Origin of the sequence: Alteromonas gilva (genome assembly GCF_028595265.1) — a bacterium.
Lineage (GTDB): Bacteria > Pseudomonadota > Gammaproteobacteria > Enterobacterales > Alteromonadaceae > Alteromonas > Alteromonas gilva.
The window spans coordinates 91,232-112,932 of the sequence record NZ_JAQQXP010000002.1 but is presented as its reverse complement, the minus strand read 5'-3'; the positions used below and the strand labels follow the sequence as shown (position 1 = coordinate 112,932).

The following is a 21,701-nucleotide window of genomic DNA, read 5'->3' as shown; positions in this document are numbered from 1 at the left end:
AAAAACGCTCCCTGCTGTTGCAGGGAGCACGGTAAGTTAAAACTGTACGGTTACCCCGGCCATGACGGTTCGGCCACTGCTGGTGGTATTGTACTGACGGTCGTGAGAGTCGCTGTATAGTTCTTCACGTTCATCGGTGAGGTTAATGCCCTCAAGGTTTAAACGCAAACTGTCAGTAACCTGATAGAACGCTGAGAAATCGAGGTAAGTGGTTTCGTGATAACCACTTTCATCCTGGTCGCCGGTCGACGAGGCGCTGGCGATATAAGGGCTCCGGTGTGCCGCTGAAATACGTCCACCCCAGTTATCCTGTTCGTAATAAAGCGTAAAATTATAGCTGTTTTTCGACAACCCCGTGAACGCTTTGTACTGGTCATTGCCCTCTTCGCCATACACATTGCGGTAAAGCGCTTCGCCATCTGCGTAAGTGTAGTTGGCAATAACCCCTAAGTGATCGAAGGGGGCGGGCAAAAAGTCCAAATCCCGGGAGAAAGACAGCTCTATCCCTTTGATGGTTGATGAATCGAGGTTTTCCGGACGATCCAGGTAAAAGATGCTGTCGATGGTTTTATCCGCCGGCAATAACTCTGCTGGCAGCCCCAGCGACGAATACACGACTTCCGTGGTGGTCGATACAATAAAGTTATCGATTTTCTTGTGAAACAGCGCTGCCGACAAGTATCCGACTTCATCAAAATACCACTCATACGCTAAATCAAGGTTGGTTGATTCAAAGGGCTCAAGGGTTGGATTACCCATGGATACGCTGGTAATCGCTTCGCCCGAGGTTTGCGACACCGACGCGTTATAGCTCACCGCACCCAGCGATGGACGGGTAATATTCTGACTCGCGCCCAGACGCAGCAACATGTCATCGTTTAGCTCATACACCATATTCAGCGTAGGCAGCACATCAGAATAGGTACGTGAGGTTTCTATATTAACCCCATTGGAAATACCCGCTGCGGTGATTTCAGTGTCGAAATAACGTAAACCCGTTTGCACTCTCAGCGGGTTATCGCCAAGCACCATTTCCCAGCCGTAAGTAACATAAAATGCCAGGGTATCTTCGCTGACAGGTGATTTGTGATTAGGGGTAATGCTGCTATCGTCAATGCTGTAGTCGGTTAAGCCGTAATGATCTAACAGCACCGGCAGTTCGCCCTGAATCCATTGCGCATCAGGATGTTGGGTAAATACCGACGTCATATCAGCGGTCAGCGTGCTATCCCCGGTATTTTGCGGTGCAATGTTTTGCGCATTGCTTTGGGATAACTGATATTCGCTGTTTTCAAACTTTTTGTAGTTGGCACCAAAACTCAGCACGCCGGTGTCACCCGTAAAATAGGTAAAATCCACTTTGGCCGTGTCGAAATCGTTAGTGATATAGTTTTCCTGCAGGTAAATATCCTTAACTTCAAAACCCTCAATGCCAGTGGTATCAAAGTCGGGCGAATAGCTTACGCCATAAAAACGATCGCCGGTGAAGTCACTGATAATATCGACCTTCTTGCGGGCATGTATGTTCGATTTTTGAACCCGTGGCTGCTCAAAGTCAGACGAGCTGGTCCCCAGCAACCCCGTCATACTGAGATCATCAGTTAGCTGCCACTGTGCAGTTAAGGTGTACTGGTTAAACGTAGACTCATTAAACCGTCTGCTGTTTTCATTGCGCCAGGTGGCGTCCTCGTAGCTGGCGTACACCACCTCTTTTTGACCGTCGTTTTCTACCCATTCAAGGTCTTTTACTACCTTGTTATCCTTTACTGCTGAGTGGTGTTCATTCTGGTTGTTCTCTAGCTGGGCATACATGACATCCAGGGTCAGGCTAAATGCATCGCTGGGCTTAAATTGCAGCGCCCCGGTTAGCCCCAGTCGTTGTTGTTGGTTGTTCCACAGCGAAAAGCGATGGCCGCGCGGAAACCATAACTCGCCGGAGTCCAGTTCTGCCTGTAACGCCGTGTTGCTCTCATCAGCCGCTGACTTACCCGTTTCGCGGCGCCAGCGCGTGGTATTGGTGCCAAATTCAGTGGTATTACGTTCGCTGTAGGCAACGCTCACTAAGGCGCCAACGTTATTCCAGGTGTTGCTAATCAGGCCAGCAAAGCGTGGATCGGTTTCTTCGCTGTTGTCGTTGTAGCCGCCACGTAAAGAGACTGCGCTTTTAAACCCGGAATAGTCAAAGGGCTTGGCCGTATACAGCCCCACTGTGCCGCCAATACCGCCTTCTTCCTGATCAGCAGAATAGGTTTTGTTGACATCTATGCGATTAAACAGCTCCGACGCAAACACGTTAAAATCGAAGCCCCGGGTACGACTTACACTGCCTTTGGCATCCATTGGCGACGCTGAAGTCCCCATCGCCTCCATACCATTTACCTGCACACGGGTAAAATCAGGGCCTAAACCGCGCAGGGAAATCTGTCGGCCTTCGCCTGCTTCACGTGTGATGGTAATACCCGGTACCCGTTGCAATGAGTCGGCCAAATTGAGATCCGGGAAATCGGCAATGTCTTCAGCCAGGATGCTGTCTCGGGAAATGATCGCTTCGCGTTTCAGATCTTTGGCTTTAATGAGTGAGCCGCGAAAAGACGTGACTTCAATCACTTCCAGTGTGTCGTCGTTATTAACTGTTTGTGCTTGTACTGGCGAGAAGCTCATACCAGATAGCGCAGCAAACACTGCCACGGATAAGCGCGTTTTGTTGAGCGTGTGTTTCATCGTTTGTCCCATCATCGTAAGTAAAAACTTTTATATTGAGCAGCACCACTTTAGGTGCCAGGCGGTCACATGGATGAAGAGCGCAATAACGGTTAAAACCGGACACGAAGTTTGATGAAGTTTTTGTGACAGACGGCCAGTGCAGTAAGCACGTCGGCGCAGTGCGGTTTGTGAGCGTATGCCACGCTGATGAGCAAAACAACAGTGCACTGTGCTGTCTGGCGTTGCTAAACGAGGGAAAATGAACTTATTTTTTGGGAAGCGCCTTAGCGCACAAGTGAACATAGTCAGTAAAGGCGATGGGGAGCCGCTAATCCCAACCGGCAGCTCCCTCATCTAAGGCGGGTTTTCCCAGTTGATTAGCGCGCGATAAGGGCTTTTAAGTCCGCACTGAACTGGGCCAGGTTGGCCTCTACGGTATAGGCCATGTGCCCCCCCGGATAATACCGTTTCATCACCCGCTCCTTAGGCCAGTCAGCGTGGCGCAGCAGGTAGTCGGTCGCACCGGTAGTGGTGAGCGTATCGTAATGTCCGGCGCCAACCATGACCGTTAGCTGCGGATACTGCACCATGGCGTCGGCAATGCCGTTGGCATACGGATACTTAGCGAACGGACCGGCTTTTGAGCCCCAATCCCAGTCTCCCAAACCTTTTACCGGTGAAGACACCACATATTCTCGGGGCGTATCAACCCCTAGCTTTTGCGCCGCAATGGTGTCAAAAGCGCGGAATACCGCCGGATATATCGTGCTTGAGCCATCTGGCAGCGGCGCGTCCTCACTGGGCGCCTGGACATACCGGCCGTCATTGGCGCCCAGTACCAGGCCTTTGTGTTTGAGTAGCTCAGCGCGAAACTGGTTTTTAGTAATGCGAATATCGTACTGCAAATGAGTTTCTGCACTGAGGCCGGTCAGCGCCTCAAGGCGCTCAGCAATAGCGGTTTTTTCGGCGTTGCTGGCGGTATTCCCCTTAAGCAATACCTGTAAGTAGTCGCCATAGGCGAATTCGTTAACAGCCTGCATGTGGGCCGCAAAGTCAGTGGTGTTCTTATCCGGCAGTTGCTGGTGATACCAGCCGAGGGCGGCTAATGTGGGTAACGACAATGGATAGGTCAGCACATTATCGTGGCGCTGGGCGGTTTCCTGCAGGTTAAGCGCCTGACCAAATAAATAAATGCCGCGCAGGTTTACCTTTGATTTTTGTTCACTGAGCTGCTCGGCAACCGCTGCTACACGCATGGTGCCGTAGCTCTCGCCAAGAATATACACCGGCGAATCCATGCGATCATGGCGGGTTAACCAGGCCTGCATAAAGGCAACAAATTGAGCCGCGTCGTTATGGTTACCAAAGTACATCTGCGGTGTTGTATCGCTGTCAAAGCGACTGTAACCCGTGCCCGCCGGGTCGAACAACACCACATCGGCCACATCCAGTGGCGCATAAGTGTTTTTTATCAGCGGGAACTGGGCCGGATCGGCGCTGAGATTGTCATCCACCGCCAGGCGCCAGGGGCCAAGTGCCAGGGTATGTAAATACACAGCAGGCGAAATCGGCCCGCCGTTAAAGGCAAACAACACCGGGCGGCTGGCACTTTCAGGCTGGCGCAGATAGCTGGTACTCACCACTTCTAAGCGACCCGATTCCAACGGCTCAAGGGCAAAGCCCTCCACCACCGAATTGAACGTCACCGCCGTTGCCCCGAATGTTCCCTGATGGGTGGTTTTAACGGTGGTAAAACCCGCTTCGTTGCCCTGCTTTGCAACCACAGTGGCGCATGGTAAAACGCCAGTCAGTAACGCGACGCTCAGCATAATTGGTTTAATCATACGCTACTCCTTAAACGCACATTGTTGCGTGGTATCTCGGACCCAATGCCAGCCTGATACGGGGGCACGCCGGGGCAAAAAGGACACATCAAAGGTGTTATCACCGCGCGTAACGGTCATCTCAACCTTTTGCTGAGGATTTTTTTTGAGCACTTCTACTGGCGTAATCGCGGTAATGATATCGCCATTTTGTAGCCCGGCATTGGCCGCGTTGCTGTCTGCACGCAAATCACTGACCTCGCCTAAGCGCATGGGATCAAAGCCCAGTTCAAAGGGTGCAAACTGATACGGCCTCGCGACCAGGCATCCAAAGATACGCGGCTCAGGTGTCATCACCTTGCCGTTGGTCATAGCGATAAAGTCCTCCACCGCACGCTCTCCAAGATGTTGCCTGAGCATCGCCTGCCAGGCATCTAGGCCAATCGTTTCGCCCGCCTGTTGGCGGTTATACACATCCAACACCAGCGTATCCAGCGACACTTCGCCTTGCGAAGCGTCCTTGAGCTGCTGGTCGAGTTTAAGCAGATACACTAATCCACGACCATAGGGCACGCGCTGGGCATCGTGCTCTTGCCAGAATAACTCTCCCGCCTCGGCATTGGTCAGCGTGAGGAAGCGGCTACCATAGTAATTGTCCATCCGCTGATTTAGCTGACGAACAAACTCGTCAGTCTCCATCGCTCCGGAGCGTCTGAGCATCAACAGTGAGTAGAACTCGGCCATACCTTCGGTATACCACGCCGTTAGTGCATGGGGTTCGTCGTTATTCAGACGCGGCCAGGTATGCGCCAGTTCATGACTTAATAAGGTGTCGGTGCCGCCATCGGTGGTTTGACCCTCCCTGCCATAGCCAAACATAAACGATGGCCCCAGGCCGGTGCCGCCACCAGCAGGATACGGGTTAGCGCGGGCAAACACCTTAAACGCATTGGTGTCACCAAAAAATGCCGCCATGTGCTCAAACAGGGTTTGGGTTTTACGCGCCAGCTTAGTCATATCGAAGGGCGGCGGATTAAGCCAGTACTGGGTATACTGCGCTGTCGTTTGTGGGTACTGCTTTAATGCGCCTACCGCATAAAAAGAAAAACGCACAACATCCACCGGGCCAATTTTTCGCTGGCTGCCTTCACCGTACGACCATACCCCTTTTACGGCGGCCGGCAGGTTATCGAGTTGCCAGTTGAGGCTAATGTTATAAGGCGTTTTTGTGGTCGGCAGCACCATAAAGTACACACCCGCGCCCATTGCTCCGCCGGTTTGCCGACGAAAGTCAAACAATGGCCCGTTGCGGGTCAGCTCATCAACCGCACGCGGTGTAAAATCATAGCTGACGGTTATTCTGCCCTGGGTAGCACGCTCAGTAATATACTCCCGGTACTGCCCACTCGGATCCGGTTCAGCGAGGCGTTCGCTCAAGGTCAGCGCGCCCTGCTCATCGGTCACGTGTAAATCCGCTGCATGCAAATTGGCAGATGGCGTCGACACCAACACCACCGGCATGCTCAACAAGGGCTCGCCTGCGGCGACGCTGTCACTGTCGAAGCTAATAACCATATTAACCTGTTCGACACTGTTATTTTGCATAACAGGCTCAATAGTGATTTGCATATCAGGAAAGTCTGGTTGTTGTGCACTGCACGGAGCCGCTATCAGCACGCACCCTATCATGAGCACAGCCCACACGCTTTTGCCTAACCCGCTCATTACTGCGCCCCCGGCATATACGCCATACACTCAAGTTCTGCAATGGCGCCCATGGCCAGCCCATCAGCACCAAATGCGCTGCGCGCTGGTAACCGATCGGCCTTAAAGTACTTGATATAAATGTTGTTAAAGTCGGGCCAGCGGTCCATGTCATCAATCATTACGGTGCATTTAAAGACAGCATCGGTAGTCAGATCAAACGAGGCCAGTGTGCTTTGCAGGTTATCCATTAGCTGGGTGATTTGCGCATTAAACTCTTTTGGCAGGCCGGCCTTACCAGCACCAATCAGCCCCGATAAATAAAGAGTATCACCGACCTTTACCGCTTTCGAAAAAGGGACATTACCGCTGGACGGGTAATACACCGGTTGATTACCGGCTTGTGCGGTAAATGAGCCGACCAGGCAGCAAAGCGTGGTCAGAATTACACAGATATAGTTTTTCATGCGAGTGCCTTAACGAGGGTCTCAACATCCCCCATGGTGTTATAAAATGAAGGAGCAATGCGGAACCGGTTGCCATACACGGTGATTTCAACGCCGGCTTTTTGCATTTTTTCGTAGACAGCGTTGCCTTTACCGACACATTCAAAGGTGATAATGGGTGAACGTGAATCCGTTGGGGTCATGGACTTATAACCTAGCTTGGGAATTTCCTCGTGCAAATATTGCAGCAATGGCTGACGCCAGGCTTCGATGTTGGCTATGCCCAGATTTTTAAGGTAGTTGAGCGAGTACGCCAGACTGGCAACACCAGCGCTCCCCATGGTCCCCACTTCGACTAATCCGGCCAGACCAGGCCGTGGCTCAGTTTCCAGCAGCACATCGGCGGGTGTGTCACCGGGCAGATAGTGCGACACGAACTTGCCTTCCTGGCGATAACCATACTGGCTACGCTCAAGGTGTTGCTGACTTTCTCTGCGGGCGTACATGATGCCGATACCAAAATCGCCCATCAACCACTTGTAGGTTGAACAGGACGCAAAGTCGACGCCCGAGCCATGCAGGTCAATGGGTGATGCCCCGGCGCACTGGATAATATCGGCAAACACCATGGCGCCTTTGGCATGCGCAATATCGCAAACCGCTTTAAGATCGTGCTCAAAGCCACCGATATTAGACACCAGCGTCAGCGCAACCAGTTTAGTGCCGGGCGTAATGGCTTTGTCCAGATCCTCCAGGTGAATACGGTTATCGCGGGCCTCAACAATGTGTAAATCAAGGCCCTTTTTCGCCAGTTCGTTGTACATAAACAATGACCCGCCAAAGTGATAAACGTCGGTCACCACGCGGCCGCCCTGATGCAAGCCTAGGCCGGCGACCACATGATTCTCTCCCACCATGGTACTGGGGATCCAGGCAAGTTCGTCGGCATCGGCATTGAACAACTCGCCAAATAAGTCCATGGCGGTTTTACGGTCACCGGAAAAACTCACATTGTCTTTGTTGGCATCCATGGTGCGGCCACTCAGATAATGCTCTATGGCTTTGCCTGCGCCGGTACTGATGGGGTGAGTATAGGCGCCGTTAATGTAGGTCGTTTGCAACGCAAAGTCGCGCCGGCTGTTATTTAAACCACCACTGACAGTGCCAGCCTGGGCGGGCGACATTGACAAGGCAGACAATCCTGCCACAGCGGGCGCAGCGGCCACTAAGCCTGACAACAACTTGCGTCGCGAGGCATTGACACCCATGCCCGGCTGATTGGTTAAAGATGCATATTTCATAGGCTACTCTCCCCTGCATGCGCAGATGTTAAATGTGGTTCGGCAGATGACGGATAAAGCATAACCTCGCCTTCTATTTCTACCGGAATACCGAACGGCAAGGACGCCATGCCGACAGCACTACGGCTGTGCTGGCCCTTTTCTTCGCCAAACAGTTGTATAATGAGATCTGAAAAGCCGTTGATCACGTTGGGATGGTGCTCAAAGTCTGGCACCGCGGCCACCATGCCCAAAATTTTACCCCAACAGGCAATGCGGTCGAGACTGCCCAGGGTCCGTTTGAGACTGCCCAGAATCGATAACCCGGTAAGCTGCGCGGCGTAATAGCCGTCTTCCACCGTCAGGTTATCGCCTATTGTACCGGTGATTGCCGTGGGCGCACCATCCGGTGCTTGCGGGCCGTGGCCAGAAATTAAGGCGCGATTACCAATCACCCTCACCATACTAAACGGGAGAGTGATGCCAGCGGGCACTTTCATGGCTGGCGGCAGGCTATACCCGAGTGCGTTTAAACGTTGTTCTATGGTATCCATGGACTGCTTTTTGTTACTCTTCATTGCTCGAAAAAGACACCTCTTCAGCAAAGGGCACAACGCCCAGCGCGCGGTATATCTCTGCCGGAAAATAAACTTGCTCATCTTTGATCACCAAACGTGGTTTGCGCACGGCGGAGATATCATTGAGCGGATTGCCTGCCAGCAACACTAAGTCGGCTTTCTTACCCTCTTCAATGCTGCCGAGCTGTTCATCGTTGCCCATGTACGCAGCACTTCCTAAAGTCGCGGTGATAAGCGCTTCAGCGGGCGTCAGCCCTGCTTCTACATAGAGTTCTATTTCACGATGCACGGTAAAACCGCTGGTATCGTCGGTGCCGGGCAACAATTGCACGCCCTGTTCGTGCAGGCGTTTAATGACCGCCAGCAACTTGCTGAAACTGTCCCGGTAGGCGGTGTCCACCTCAGGCGTTAAGTTGGGCACAAAGGTGCGCTTACGGTAACGCTGATAGCTAATGGGCATGTGGTCTAAATAAGGCGCGTCGGCATCGCTGACAGTGCCTGCCCGACTTAGCATCAGGCGTTCCAGAATCACCGCCGTCGGATCAATCGCAATGTCCTCATTGGCCATATGAGCAATCGTACGTTGCACCTTGTCGCTATTAAGATCCAACCCGGTGGCACGCTGCATGGCCGTGAGGCGCAGTGGCGTGCGGGTGTCTTCACCGGGCTCCAGCAGCCAGCCTAACATGAGCTGGTTAATGTGTGAGATTTCATCGTAGCCGCTGTTAATCATGGCATCGGGGTTAGTGAATGCCGGAATATGGCCGGTCACGCCCATGCCGAGTTTATGTGCTTCGCGAGTAATCGCAGGCACCCAGTCGGGGTTCATAGAGTTGTAAATCTTGATTTGCCAGTAACCGTTGTCGTGATACCAGCGAACCTTTTCCAGCGCATCTTCCTCGCTGTCTACCACAAAGCCTAAGCGCGCCGAATAAGGGCTGCGCCCTTCCAAAAAGCCATTTTTAACAATGCGCGGCCCGGCCAGGGTTTTATGGTTAAGCTGCTCAATCAGATCGACAAGGAAGGCATTATTGTTGCCCATATCCCGTGTATTGGTAACGCCCGCAGCCAGATACCATAAACCACTGTCGAGGGTGGTGTGCGAATGCATATCATGCAGTCCGGGAATAAGCGTGCCGCCTTGCGCATCAAAATAAGGTAAATCCCTGATCACAGCCGACTTGCTCACGGGCGCAATAAGCTGAATCACGCCGTTTTCTACTACCACGTTAACCGGTCCTTGCCGCGTACCGTTCTGGCTATTAAACAGGTACGCGTTTTTTACTGCGTAGCGGCCATCAATGCTATGCGACAGCCTCTGCTGCAGGGTTTGTACCCTGCTCATTTCGAGCTCGCCATACAGGGCTGACAAGCGTGCCAACGCAGATTCAAAGCCTTCCCGTATAGTAAGTTGGTTGCTGCCAAGTACCGCAAACAGCATCATGTTGTTGTCAAACAGCACGTAATCAGGCGTAAGCCCGCGCCCTGTCATTCGGTACACGGTGGCGGCAACATCGCCATCGAGCGAAATGGTCTGCAACCGCTCTACCGAGAGTTCACCGGCGGGCACTACCGCCAGGCGATGCCCGGGCTGTGCCCATACGGTTTTCACATAGTGCGCGGTTTCCCAGGGCGTGCTGTCATTCGTAATATAAAGCGTGGGGGCGGGTTGTTTTGTGCTGCCACTGTCAGCCTGACTCTGCCAGTTGGCAACGCCGTTTTGCCACTCGTAGGTTTCGCTTATTTGCCCGCCCATTAAAGAACGGCCGCTAATTTGCCAGTCTACGGGCATGCCCTCGTCGTTGAGCGCGATGTCAGCGTGCAGCTTTGGTCCGCGCCCATTGTTGTCGACGTGATAATCAACCGACACTCTGTGATCTTCGTGCAACACGTTTACAAAACCGACTTTTTCGCTATTGGCCAGCACCGATAAGGTTTGCGTGCCAGCCATGACCGGTTGTACCGCCAGCGCCGTGAGCAAAGCAACCAGTGTTGCCCTGGTGTATTGGCGGGCTTTTATACGCCATATCATCATGGTTGAAGTAACTCCTGCATAATCGTTTCCAGTCGCGCCTGCTCAGCCTGCTCGGCAAACACCGAATGACCGCTGTTAATCATTTCGTATTGCACCTGCTGCGGCGCAATGCCGCTTTGCGTCAGGGCATACCAGGGGGCTAACGCCGGCACGGCCAAATCGAAGTAACCGGTAAGTACCACTACTTTGAAGTTGGGCCGCTGGCTAAGTTGCGCAGCGATATTGGGTGTGGGATTAAAATAAAAGTTTGGCCCCTCCCAGGGCGAGCCCTGTTTGCCGTATTGCCACTGGCGGTTAACCTCCAGCGATAGCGCGGCGTAGGGGGTGCTGCGCTCAACGCCGAGCGCTTGCTGCATATAGTTGGTAATCGCGTCAGAGCGCATAATCAGCGACTTGCCTAATCCCAGAGAGGGATCGCTTAAGGCAGACGGCTTGTCATTGTCTTTCTTAGGTATTGGCGCCAATACACGCGCATCAAGCCGGCCAAACTGTTGGCCCTGGGCTTTTAGCGCATTAAGACGAAAGTATTCACTGTCGATTTTAAGATCGTGAGCAACGATGGTGGCCGCGCTTAGCCCCAGATAGCCGGCCATTTTGCTGGCGACCGCCCGGGCCTGCGCTTCGGGTAGTGCCGCGCCCATAAGTAATGCCTGAGCGTACTCGGACAACGCAAACGCTTTGGCGCGGTTAAACACCTCGCGACTGGATAACCCGTGACTTTCAACCAGCCCATGTTGCACCGCCGCCACCGCAAAAGAGGGCAGGTTCAGGATGTAGGGCAGGATATTCCCCCCGGCAACTTCTGTTGCGCTGGCATCGAGCATGGGCGAGATAAGCAGTATGCCGCGTAAATCGTAGCTGACAGGCTGCCCGAGCAGTGTGGCCAAACGAAATCCGCCGTAACTTTCGCCCGCTAAGTAAACCGGCGCATCCTCGCGGTTGTGTTGCTTAAGCCAGGCAGTAATAAAGCGATGAACAGTTTGAGCATCGCCCTCAGGGGTCCAGACGTTTGCATGGTCCCGTGGCGTTTCTGAGGGTAAGCTAAACCCGGTACCCGGTGGGTCAATAAACACCAGATCAGCATACTTTAATGCAGTAGCCGGATTGCGTGTAAAGGTCTCTTCGCCACTGGCGTTTTTTTCTTTGTTCCAGGGCCCGATACCATTAAAGTGCAGCGGCGAGGAGGAGGCGCCAGGCCCGCCGTTAAAGGCAAACAGCACCGGGCGTTTAGCGGCACTGTCGATAACATAGGAAGTCGCGCTAACAGACGCCGATTCACTGAGCATCAGCTCATTGAAATAGGCCTGATACGAATAATCAGTATCGTTAAGGGAATACTCGTGAGATTGCTGGATGTGATGCCAGTTAGTGCTGGCCGCATTCACCGGTAACACGCAACTGGCAACGGCCAGGCATAACAGGCGTCGTATTAGTGACATGATTGTTCCTCATTGTGGCCACGCACCTGCCAGGCATAGGACGTGGTCTGCGGCCCTGCCGGCACAAACGAAATGGTTTGTTCGGCGTTGCCGCGTTGAACGACAAGTTGAATTGGTGCTTGTGGCGTTGCCTGCCGGGCATCAAGGCTCAGGGTATTAAGCACCACGTCGTGTTCTTTTAGCCCGGCTTTCGCCGCCGGCGAACCGGCTTTTAAGCCGCGAATGATCCGCGGCGACTGCATCAAACTGGCAATATCAAAGCCTAGCTCAAAAACAGGTGTCGTGGTTTTAGTAAGGGCAAAGCATTCGCCCAGCGCGTTGTTGTCGGGTATTAACATATCGCCCTGTTGCATGGCGTTGTAATCTGCATACGCCTGCTCACCGATAATACTCTGCAACAAGGTTAACCAATCGTCTTTGGTCACCGACTCGCCGCGCCGGTGCATCGTTAGAAACTGATTTAGCACATGGTCGAGGTTGCGCTTGCCGTTCGTGGCAGTGCGAATACGACCATCGGTAATCATAAAGTACATCGCACCGCGGTTGTACGGCTGCAAACGAGCCCTGGCATCAGTCCAGAAAGCGGCCGTGGCATCGCTCATGGTCATGTGCTTTTGCACGTTGCTGTAATACTTAAGCAAGGTGTTATTCATCCGCTCGGCGTACTCGGTTACGGTTAGCATACCGAGTAAAAACGCAGCGCGATCCTGGTAATAAATGGCCAGGCCTTCCTGAAACCAGCTTTCGTCAGCCAGGCCATGCAAAAACACATGCACCATCTCGTGCATGAGTATTTGTTTTAGCTTGCTCTGGGTGTTCTCTGCTTTAGCGGCCACCATTAAGGCGTCTGGCAACGCGGTACCGCTTTGCATAATGAGCGGATTATCGCGAAATAGCACGGTAAACGGTTGTTGACCGGCCGTATTAAATAGCCGGTTCAGCTGTTTGTAACTCGCCGCCGACCAGTTAAGTAGCTCGGTGTTGGATATGGCATTGAACGATTGCAAAGACGCGGCGTAAAACGGTGCCGCAGATGCGGGCGTAGTGGCGAGATTGCCCGCCATAAAATAACTCATCAGCACGCGGTTAAGCGATATTGCTGGTGCTGCCGGTAAACTATCGATCTGCGAAGCCGGGTACGGAAACGCTGAGAGTACCCAGTTACTGGTTACTTTGAGATCGGTATCAAGGTCGGGCAAGACTAAAAAAGCAATCCCGGCGCCGCTTACCCCGGTTGCTTGTGAGCGCAACTCCCAGGTTGGCCCGGTATTGGTATCCTCAGACACGTCTGCGGTATAGCGAAGCGTGACCTCGCCATTGATCGCCCGGCCTGTCTGCCAGCTTTGCGGGTTGCTAACCTCTAGCACTACAGGAGTCTGCTGGGTATCGAGCAAGGGTACATTACCCTGACTGTCACGCAACGACAGGCCGTGGATACGCGCTGCGATATTTTGCAGAGGCCCTACGGTTTGTGAAACAGACCACAGTGGCTGCTTACCCTGCAGGCCGCTGTAGTGCTGCTCAATGCTCACGGCGGTAAGCTGCCCGTCGCTGAATAGCGGGGTCATTGTTATTTGCAATGCCGGCGATTGTGCTAACACAGGCACGCTCACCAACAATGCCAATAACAAGGTTACGACTTTCATAATCAACCTGTTAAATAAAAACGTATGGAGAGGAACACGAGTTCACGGCCGGCGAACCGGCCGTGTATTGGCTTAGAACTGATACGCTATTGTGGCGCCGATTGTGCGCGGCTGAATAAGCGTTGGACCGTAGGTAACATCGGTACCCAGCGCTGCCGAAGAGCGACGGTTGGCATTAACGTAACCGACCTTATCAGTAACGTTGTTGGCGTACACAGTCAGTTTCCAGTCCAGATCGGTAAGCGTGGCGCTTAAATCAACTGTCGTGTAGCCCGGTAACTGAATGCGTGGTAACGCCGCTGACTGGGTAAACTGCATTTGACGATCATCGGTATAACGCACCTTCGCGTTAATGGCCAACTCAAGCCCGTTACTCAGTTCAACAAAACGGCTGATACCCGCAGTACCACTATGTTTACCGGTAAACGGCAGTTGATCGCCATCTTTGCCGTAGGCCGTTGACCCTTCAACAAATCCCGGAATATCTTCGGTCAGAGTGGCATCGGTAAACGCATAGTTGGTAGAGAATACCCAATTTGCATTGATATCGTAGTCGATGCTGAATTCCAGTCCCTGGCTGACCGCTGCGCCAGCATTGGTAGAATAGGTAGAGCCAAATTCCAGATCCAACTGCGTTAACTGCAAGTCAGTCCAGTCGATATAAAACAGCGCTGCGTCGGTACGTAAATCTCCGTCTAACAACGCGCCTTTAAAGCCTATTTCATAACTTACCAGTTCGTCTGAGCTGTAGCTTTGCGGCGCATTGGTGAGCAGATCACTGTTGGTGCCACCAGCGCGGTACCCCGAAGAAATACGGGCATATGCCATCATCTCTTCATTAAACTTGTAGCGGGTCGACAATAAATAAGTAAAGACGTTATCGGTTGTGCTTTCGCTCGTAGTTGATGGAGAGGCCAGCATGCCGCCCGCTTCGCCGTTACCCGAAATCTCGTTTTCGGCGTAGCGACCGCCAACAGTAACGTCGAGCTTGTCAGTGATAGCGTAAGTTGTGTTAGCAAAGATAGCAGACTCTTCGTATTCGTTATCACCTAAAGAAATCAGCAGCGGTACGTCGAAAAACACATCACCCGTTTGGTTGTCGCCCAAATAGAAGTTTTGCAGGCTGTCGACCTCTTCTTTGGTATAAAACAAGCCAACCTGCCACATTAACGCTTGCTCCGGTGAAGACAGGCGTAATTCCTGGCTCAGCTTATCGACATCATAGCGGTTGTCAATTTGCGCGCCTGGATTTTCAAACGGTAGCCCCAGCATGCCCGCAAAAATCGGGGCTAAATCACCAATGGTGGTATAACCCACATCCTGCTTAGCGGTGGAGCGGTGTTCGCTGTAACCGGTAATTGCGTCGAATGTGGCCCAGCCCAGCTCGGCATTCAGGCGTGCAGTATAAAAGCGGGTCTCGCCTTCGAATACGTCGGCACCCACCATACGCGTATGGGAATACTGACCGTCAACAGGCGTGAGATCGTAGCTGCTGTCGATGGTAGATGACTGCCCCTGGGCATTATTCTGGAACAGTGCCGAGCCACGAAAACTCACGTTGTCGGTGATTTGCCATAATGCGGCCACACGAGCCCCTTCGGCGGTGGTCGTGTTTTCTGCGCCATCACGGGTATTAGTTACAAACGACGGATCTTCCCGTTTAAATGCGCTGGCGCGAATAGCAAAGTTATCGGTAAGCGGCGTACTGCCTGACATACGAATACTGTAACCTTCGCTACCATGGGCAGCGCTGGCGCCACCTAACTCAACGCGGCCTTCGGTATATTCAAGATCCGGGTCACGGGTAACATATTTTAACAAACCACCCATTGAACTAGCGCCGTATAGTGTTCCCTGAGGACCACGTAGCACTTCGATTTGTTGCAGATCCGACGGATCCAGATCGGGCGACACGCCGGTATTGGTAGCAGAGCCATAAGGCACATCATCAATCGTTGTGCTCGCGGTAGGGCGAATGCTGGTACCCGCGTCGGTGCCAATACCACGCATAATAATGGCGCTACTCATTTGGCTTTGCACATAACTCAGGCCCGGAATTTCGGTGTAAAAGTCGGCCAGCTTCGCTTTACCTGACTCAGCCAGTCTTGAGGCATTCAGTACGTCAATGGATAATGGCACGTCCTGCAGCCGTTCAGACCGTTTTTGCGCCGTAACGATAATATTTTCGACAATGGCTTCGTCTTCTTTTTGCTCAGCGTCTTGCGCCCACACCGGTGTAGCGGCCATGCTAAAGGTCATCGCGCCTGCGGCGACAATCATCGAACGCGTAATGGCATTTAAGTGCGCGTTTTTAATATTTTGATTAAACATGTTTTCCCCAAATTTAACACTATGTTGAATTCTAAAACGATTTATTGTTGACGTAAAACCGGCATATCTTACGTTCAACAAACCAACCGGCAATACGGCCATATTTGTTATTTTTATTAGCCTAAACAACTTTTTTTTGCCTTTACCCGTTAACTGGCATTGGCTTTTCAGGTTGATTTATTTTTGTTCAGAACCATTAAAATTACACATAATGTTGAATTAATCAAAGGTTTTATGTTCAAAATAAACAATTTGTTTAAATCATAAATCTCAGTACACTGGTGTTATCCGGATAAATTATTGCAGAGGCTTTCTACATAATGGGCATGGAACAGCAAAGTACCCCGACCGAGGTTCGCTCACAGTTTTGTGAAATGGAGCGACAACTGGTGATGTCGACGTTACAAACCGTGGTATCGGTATTACAGGAAGTATTGTACGAAAACATCGAAGTAGTGCTGCACGACTTAACCCGTCCAGAGAGCTCCGTGGTTGCCATTGCCAATGGCCATGTCACCAACCGCGTTATCGGCGACTCGATTCTGGCCGGACCAAAAGACGACAAGGGATTTGAAGGCGCTAAAGAAATTGCAGCGGCCAAAGGCAAGCAAAATAACATTATCACCGATTACCGCACCATAAACAGTGAAGGGGTGGAGTTACAATCTGCCACAGCGGTATTTCGTGACAGCGACGGCATCCCCTTTGCCGGACTGTGCTTTAATTCAGATACCACAATCCCCGACATGGCGCGCACCTGGTTAAACTCCATTGCGCATAAAACACCGCGTGCTGCGCCGCCGCCCAAGCCGGCCGAAAAAGTCGAAACCCTAATGGACGACGTGATTTCAACTAACATTCAACGTTACGGTAAACCGGTAGAAAAAATGAACCGCGAAGAAAAGCTCAACGCCGTGGATGCCATGCAAAAAGGCGGTTTGTTTATTGTAAGGGGCGGCGTCAACCGCGCGGCTAAAGCACTTGGCGTTACGCGTTTTACCATTTACAACTATCTGGAAGAACTCAAAAACCGCTCGGCAAACAAATAGTCAGTATTGCGGGCCTGCAATAACAGTGATTGAATGATTGGCCAGAATCAGGAATAAATTACAAACTACTTGTGGAACAACGGTAGTTTAGATTGCAGGTACGGTGTTAATTTTATTGCAGTCCAGACTAAACCGCTCGCCAGCACAGACGTATGAGGTTAGACCTTAAAAAGCGTGCTGACTTTCAGCCTTAATGACACGAGAATAATTCATGGACCCGGTAACCCAGGGCGTAGTTGGTGCAACGGCTGCGTTGTTTGTGGCAAAAAAGCCCGGCGTCAGGCGCGCCGCAGTCATGGGTGCTATTGGCGGTATGGCCCCTGACTTAGACATTGTATTTCGTTCCAGCGAGGATCCGCTTTTTGCGCTTGAGATGCACCGTCAGTTCACCCATTCTCTGGCGTTTATTCCGGTTGGCGGATTGCTCGTAGCAGTGTTTTTGTGGCTGCTGTTTTACCGCAAGCAGTCATTAAAAGAAGTATGGTTACTGGCGACGGCAGGTTACGCCACGCACGGTGCCCTGGATGCCTGTACCTCTTACGGCACTCAGTTGCTGTGGCCCTTTAGCGATTACCGGGTAGCATGGGACATTACCAGTATTATTGATCCGCTCATCACCTTGCCACTGCTGGTTGTTGTGATTGCAAGCTGTATTACTCAACGTAAAAACTGGCTGTATAGCACCAGTGCACTGGTTGCACTGTACTTTGGTTTTTCGGTGTTTCAACACCAGCGCGCTATCAGCGAGGTTGAGCAGATTGCGGGGGATGCCAGTCATACCATAGCAAGGGTAAGAGCCATGCCCACCCTCGGCAACGTGTTTGTGTGGCGAACGCTGTATGAACACAACGGCAACTATTACGTTAATGCCATTGCACTGCCGCTGTTTTCCGCCCCGCGGGTGTACCCTGGCGAGCCAATAAAGCCGCTTGATATCGCCAGCGACTTTCCGTCGATTAGCCCTGATAGCACGCAATACCAGGATGTAGAGCGGTTTCGCTGGTTTACCGATAACTGGCTGGTGGTTGAGCCGGGCACCACCCACACCATCGGCGATTTACGCTACGCCATAGCGCCTGATTCACACCATTCGTTGTGGCATATTACCCTCAACCCCGCGAGCCCAAACCAGCACGTTCAGTACCGTAATACCAAGCGCGAGGGCGACAATATAGTGCCCTGGGATATGCTGTTTGAATAAATACACGCTGCATAACGGGCATGTGAGCGCCTGTGCCTTTTCAGTAACTAAGACATCATCCGGATAGCGGCCAACGCAAACCAGCTTAATGTGAATGCATTACCGATGGCTGGTCAGCTTCTGCATTTACAGGCCTTAAAAACTGAATCAGGGTAAGCGTTAAATAAGCCAGTATGGTTGCGATAACATCGTTCCAATCAAAATGCATGGTGTCGATAAACGCCTGATTAACTTCATATAGCAGCGCCCCGCAAGAGATACCAAGCACCGCTTTGTTGAGCTTTGCCGTGGTCATAGTGTTGGCAAAAGTGACGTAACAGGCCACCAACCCTATCACATAGCTATAACTGAGCATGGAGCCCAGAATAATATCCAGACTGGCGGCGATACCCCAAAGCGCTTCGCGCTGCATTTTTACTGTTAACGACACCAATACAGAGATGACAAATAATACTAAATAGATGATGCGGTTATTCATGACCGTCTCCTTACAACCTGCACCAGCTTAAATACAGGTAACTCGCCTGATAGTTATATTTTATTTAATGGAGGTAAACAACGAAACCAATACCTTCCTGCTACACTATTTAATGTAGCTTGAAGACGCGAAGAATGTAGCTGTACTCAGGGCGGGAAATCGGGGTTTTAAACACGCAAAGTAAGCAAACGCCGCAGCATTTTTGTAGCACAACTTTACCGGTCAGGCCTGACTAACCCTTATAGATGTGACTTTTTTAAGCTGTCAGCGCAGCGTACTCATTCCATTTTCTGCTCGAAATGCGCGGTAAACACGGTATTATAAAACGGTGCAGTTAAAAGGCTTGTAGATAGTGAATCAGCAGTTATTAAAAAGCAGAGAACAAATCAAGGTTATCGTGAAAGCGATTAAAACCGAAGAGGCAATGCTGCGCAGCAAATATGGTTTTTTAGCGTTTCAAAACACATTAGGCATGCTGGTGCTCGTGCTGTCTTTAAGTAGCATGATTGCCCTGGGCGCGTTGTATTATTTTGCCGTTATCCCCGCGTGGTTAACGATACTGAGCATTGCCGTGGTTGCCTCGATTTCTCATGAGCTGGAGCATGATCTCATTCATCGTCAGTATTTTAAAAGCTCGCCATTTATGCACAACCTGATGATGTTAATTGTGTGGATAATGCGGCCAAATACCGTGAACCCCTGGTACAGAAGAAAAATTCACCTGCATCACCACCAGCATTCAGGCACCCCACAGGATCTCGAAGAGCGACTGGTGGGCAACGGTGTTAAAAACCCCATTAAAAGGCTGTTAGTGATTGTTGATGGTTTAGCCGGCCTGCTGTTGTTTCGCAAAGTGTATAAAGAGGAAATTAAAGGCTTTAGCTTTGCTACCGTGTTTAACGCCGGGTTCCCCGTTACTACCGCTTACTTTGTGGTGCTGTACAGCATGATCATTTACCACACGCTGAACCTGTTCACGCCCATGGCAGAGCACATACCTGCGGCCATGTTGCCGGTTGTGCAGGTATTCGAATTTTTAATGGTAGTGCTGATTTTGCCAAACATTGTGCGCTCATCATCACTGAATTTTGTGACATCCTCCATGCACTATTATGGCGGCGTGACCAATGTTCATCAGCAAACACATGTGATTACCAGCAAATGGTTTTTGCCGTTTCAGTTATTTTGTTTCAACTTTGGCAAAACACACACCATACACCACTTTTTTCCCAACCAGCCTTTTTACATTCGCCAGTGGATTAGCAAGAACATTAATGAGGTGTTAAAGCAACAAGGCGTCAAGTTTAATGACTTTGAAAGTTTAAGAAACGCCAATGCGTATCCGGTGTAGATAAGCACTGGTTTTTGCAAACATAGGAATGGCAAAGCTTGCGCCGGTGGCGTCTGCCTGGCGGCAACACACTGGAAAGGCCTATAACCCAATTTTTTGATCACATAAGTCACCCAGGTCTGTTACCAGGGCTTGCACTGAAAAAAGCTAACATACCTGCCATTTCTGTACTAACACTGTCATCTAGGTATGTAGCACATCATCGACCTGTAATGTTGCACTCTCAGTCATACGTCTGGCGCCACAGCCGGGACAAAATCGCCGCTGACGCGTCACCTTCACCACAAGGAACGCGGCGGGTGAGCCAGCCCAGGTTTTAACAAAGACTTTAACAAAGACTACGGTTGAACGTTTTTGCCGTCATGACTGACAATTATTGAGTTACCAGTCCCTGCGCTCCCCTGGCTTTAACCAGCGCCAGCACTGATCCGGCCGCAGATAACCCAGCAATCAGGAGTAGTACTGTACTTAAGCCCCCCAGCTGACTCTGCAGTGCAGTAACAACAATCGGTGCAGCAAATTGACCTAAGAAGAATGCACCTGTCCATAAACCAGTGCCGCGACCACGCACTTTCTCCGGCAATTCCTTAAGTATCCAGGTCAGCATAGCAGGCAGCAATATACCGAATCCTAAGCAGGCAATAACCAACGCAATACTGGTAAATGTTAGCGAGCTGGAAAGGCTGGCACCACAGTATCCCATCGCCGCTAATAATAAACCCATCCCAACCAATGTCTGGCCAGAGGCTCCTTTGAAAGCTCTGAACACAAATGAACCTGTTGCAACGCCAATATTTGCAGCCGCGCCAATTCCCCCTATTACTGCAGGTGATACCGCGGAGGCTAAGGCAAGTATCTCGCCCATTTTTACGATGATCGTGTAGAAAATAATACCTACAAACAAGGTGGTAAACATTAACGGCAATATGCGTAGCCAAGGTAGCTGAGCGTGTTGCAACGCTGAATTGAGAGCATTCTTTTTCGGTTCAAATAATACAAAGGCAACAAAAAACGCAATGGGTAATGCTAACAAATAAAGCAAGAATGGACCTCGTGAGCCAAGTACTTCGCCGAGTGCGCCACCAATCGCTATTAAGATGATTGCACTTAAACTAACGCTGGCAATTTGAATTGCGACCCATCGTTCGCGCGTTTTACCTACGAAGTAGTCGCCAATCATCGCTGTAGCAACGGTCATGATAGCGGCTTCAGCAATACCCAACACAACCCGTGCAACGATAATATGAATCAGATCGGTCAGAAAAAAAGGTAATAATCCGATTACTGCGTACGTCAGAAGTGCAAAGAACAACACAGATTTTCTACCGATCTTGTCTGATACCCAGCCAGCCATAGGAGAAAAAACGGCGACGCACAAAGCAGGGATTGTGAGGGCGATGGGCACCAGAAACTCTGAACCTTGAACCTGCGCAAATTCTTGCAGAAGCAAAGGCAGTACCGGCACAAGTGAAATGATCGCCATAGCAGGCATAACCGCGGCCAAAACAAGAATAACGCCATGTTTAAAAGATGCACTGCTTTGTGTAGCACCTAAGCCCGATTCTGAATCTTTGATGTTCATACAAATTTCCCGAGTAACTTTGACTAATGGCCTGCCAAGGAACAATATCTCGCCC

General features: G+C 51.2%; 15 protein-coding genes. 3 read left to right on the top strand and 12 right to left on the bottom strand.

The annotated features are described in order from the left end of the window. Positions 1–36 precede the first annotated feature (36 nt). The 10 genes from OIK42_RS14210 to OIK42_RS14165 form a co-directional block, all read right to left on the bottom strand. Positions 37–2,721, bottom strand: coding sequence for a TonB-dependent receptor (locus tag OIK42_RS14210; protein ID WP_273641689.1), 2,685 nt, complete (start codon positions 2,719–2,721; stop codon positions 37–39). 359 nt (positions 2,722–3,080) lie between these two features. Then, complete coding sequence (locus tag OIK42_RS14205) at positions 3,081–4,547, bottom strand: S10 family peptidase (protein WP_273641688.1); 1,467 nt, start codon at positions 4,545–4,547, stop codon at positions 3,081–3,083. Between the two features lie 3 nt (positions 4,548–4,550). Next, on the bottom strand, positions 4,551–6,251 hold the full coding sequence (locus OIK42_RS14200; protein ID WP_273641687.1) for a M61 metallopeptidase family protein: 1,701 nt from the start codon (positions 6,249–6,251) through the stop codon (positions 4,551–4,553). Beyond that, a complete protein-coding gene (locus tag OIK42_RS14195) occupies positions 6,251–6,697 on the bottom strand; it encodes a RidA family protein (RefSeq protein ID WP_273641686.1) in 447 nt (148 codons plus the stop codon). Before OIK42_RS14195 ends, OIK42_RS14200 begins: the two co-directional genes overlap by 1 nt. After that, a complete protein-coding gene (locus OIK42_RS14190; RefSeq protein ID WP_273641685.1) occupies positions 6,694–7,977 on the bottom strand; it encodes an aminotransferase class V-fold PLP-dependent enzyme in 1,284 nt (427 codons plus the stop codon). Before OIK42_RS14190 ends, OIK42_RS14195 begins: the two co-directional genes overlap by 4 nt. After that, entirely contained in the window at positions 7,974–8,534 is a 561-nt protein-coding gene (locus tag OIK42_RS14185; RefSeq protein WP_273641684.1) for a RidA family protein, read from the bottom strand. The genes OIK42_RS14190 and OIK42_RS14185 overlap by 4 nt, the downstream gene beginning before the upstream one ends. Then, entirely contained in the window at positions 8,524–10,569 is a 2,046-nt protein-coding gene (locus tag OIK42_RS14180; RefSeq protein ID WP_273641683.1) for an amidohydrolase family protein, read from the bottom strand. Before OIK42_RS14180 ends, OIK42_RS14185 begins: the two co-directional genes overlap by 11 nt. Beyond that, on the bottom strand, positions 10,566–12,008 hold the full coding sequence (locus OIK42_RS14175) for a S10 family serine carboxypeptidase-like protein (protein ID WP_273641682.1): 1,443 nt from the start codon (positions 12,006–12,008) through the stop codon (positions 10,566–10,568). Before OIK42_RS14175 ends, OIK42_RS14180 begins: the two co-directional genes overlap by 4 nt. Then, the gene (locus tag OIK42_RS14170; protein WP_273641681.1) at positions 11,999–13,654 is read right to left on the bottom strand and encodes a M61 metallopeptidase family protein; all 1,656 of its coding nucleotides are present in this window, start codon (positions 13,652–13,654) and stop codon (positions 11,999–12,001) included. The genes OIK42_RS14175 and OIK42_RS14170 overlap by 10 nt, the downstream gene beginning before the upstream one ends. 72 nt (positions 13,655–13,726) lie before the next feature. Next, complete coding sequence (locus OIK42_RS14165) at positions 13,727–15,985, bottom strand: TonB-dependent receptor (RefSeq protein WP_273641680.1); 2,259 nt, start codon at positions 15,983–15,985, stop codon at positions 13,727–13,729. A gap of 326 nt (positions 15,986–16,311) precedes the next feature. Here OIK42_RS14165 and OIK42_RS14160 point away from each other — a divergent pair, with 326 nt between their 5' ends. Both OIK42_RS14160 and OIK42_RS14155 read left to right on the top strand, forming a co-directional pair. Next, positions 16,312–17,034, top strand: a complete 723-nt coding sequence (locus tag OIK42_RS14160; RefSeq protein WP_273641679.1) for a helix-turn-helix transcriptional regulator — start codon at positions 16,312–16,314, stop codon at positions 17,032–17,034. Between the two features lie 211 nt (positions 17,035–17,245). After that, positions 17,246–18,235, top strand: a complete 990-nt coding sequence (locus OIK42_RS14155; RefSeq protein WP_273641678.1) for a metal-dependent hydrolase — start codon at positions 17,246–17,248, stop codon at positions 18,233–18,235. 85 nt (positions 18,236–18,320) lie between these two features. Here OIK42_RS14155 and OIK42_RS14150 read toward each other — a convergent pair whose 3' ends face one another. Further along, entirely contained in the window at positions 18,321–18,713 is a 393-nt protein-coding gene (locus tag OIK42_RS14150; RefSeq protein WP_273641677.1) for a hypothetical protein, read from the bottom strand. 352 nt (positions 18,714–19,065) lie between these two features. Here OIK42_RS14150 and OIK42_RS14145 point away from each other — a divergent pair, with 352 nt between their 5' ends. Next, positions 19,066–20,064 (top strand): fatty acid desaturase, encoded by a 999-nt coding sequence (locus tag OIK42_RS14145; protein WP_273641676.1) that lies wholly within the window; start codon positions 19,066–19,068, stop codon positions 20,062–20,064. A gap of 373 nt (positions 20,065–20,437) precedes the next feature. Here OIK42_RS14145 and OIK42_RS14140 read toward each other — a convergent pair whose 3' ends face one another. Then, positions 20,438–21,646 (bottom strand): MFS transporter, encoded by a 1,209-nt coding sequence (locus tag OIK42_RS14140; RefSeq protein ID WP_273641675.1) that lies wholly within the window; start codon positions 21,644–21,646, stop codon positions 20,438–20,440. Between the last annotated feature and the right edge of the window lie 55 nt (positions 21,647–21,701).

What these genes read in the sequence shown, in the direction of transcription:
- OIK42_RS14210 (WP_273641689.1), bottom strand. Translation starts at nt 2,721, where the DNA reads ATGAAACACACGCTCAACAAAACGCGCTTATCCGTGGCAGTGTTTGCT.
- OIK42_RS14205 (WP_273641688.1), bottom strand. Translation starts at nt 4,547, where the DNA reads ATGATTAAACCAATTATGCTGAGCGTCGCGTTACTGACTGGCGTTTTA.
- OIK42_RS14200 (WP_273641687.1), bottom strand. Translation starts at nt 6,251, where the DNA reads ATGAGCGGGTTAGGCAAAAGCGTGTGGGCTGTGCTCATGATAGGGTGC.
- OIK42_RS14195 (WP_273641686.1), bottom strand. Translation starts at nt 6,697, where the DNA reads ATGAAAAACTATATCTGTGTAATTCTGACCACGCTTTGCTGCCTGGTC.
- OIK42_RS14190 (WP_273641685.1), bottom strand. Translation starts at nt 7,977, where the DNA reads ATGAAATATGCATCTTTAACCAATCAGCCGGGCATGGGTGTCAATGCC.
- OIK42_RS14185 (WP_273641684.1), bottom strand. Translation starts at nt 8,534, where the DNA reads ATGAAGAGTAACAAAAAGCAGTCCATGGATACCATAGAACAACGTTTA.
- OIK42_RS14180 (WP_273641683.1), bottom strand. Translation starts at nt 10,569, where the DNA reads ATGATGATATGGCGTATAAAAGCCCGCCAATACACCAGGGCAACACTG.
- OIK42_RS14175 (WP_273641682.1), bottom strand. Translation starts at nt 12,008, where the DNA reads ATGTCACTAATACGACGCCTGTTATGCCTGGCCGTTGCCAGTTGCGTG.
- OIK42_RS14170 (WP_273641681.1), bottom strand. Translation starts at nt 13,654, where the DNA reads ATGAAAGTCGTAACCTTGTTATTGGCATTGTTGGTGAGCGTGCCTGTG.
- OIK42_RS14165 (WP_273641680.1), bottom strand. Translation starts at nt 15,985, where the DNA reads ATGTTTAATCAAAATATTAAAAACGCGCACTTAAATGCCATTACGCGT.
- OIK42_RS14160 (WP_273641679.1), top strand. Translation starts at nt 16,312, where the DNA reads ATGGAACAGCAAAGTACCCCGACCGAGGTTCGCTCACAGTTTTGTGAA.
- OIK42_RS14155 (WP_273641678.1), top strand. Translation starts at nt 17,246, where the DNA reads ATGGACCCGGTAACCCAGGGCGTAGTTGGTGCAACGGCTGCGTTGTTT.
- OIK42_RS14150 (WP_273641677.1), bottom strand. Translation starts at nt 18,713, where the DNA reads ATGAATAACCGCATCATCTATTTAGTATTATTTGTCATCTCTGTATTG.
- OIK42_RS14140 (WP_273641675.1), bottom strand. Translation starts at nt 21,646, where the DNA reads ATGAACATCAAAGATTCAGAATCGGGCTTAGGTGCTACACAAAGCAGT.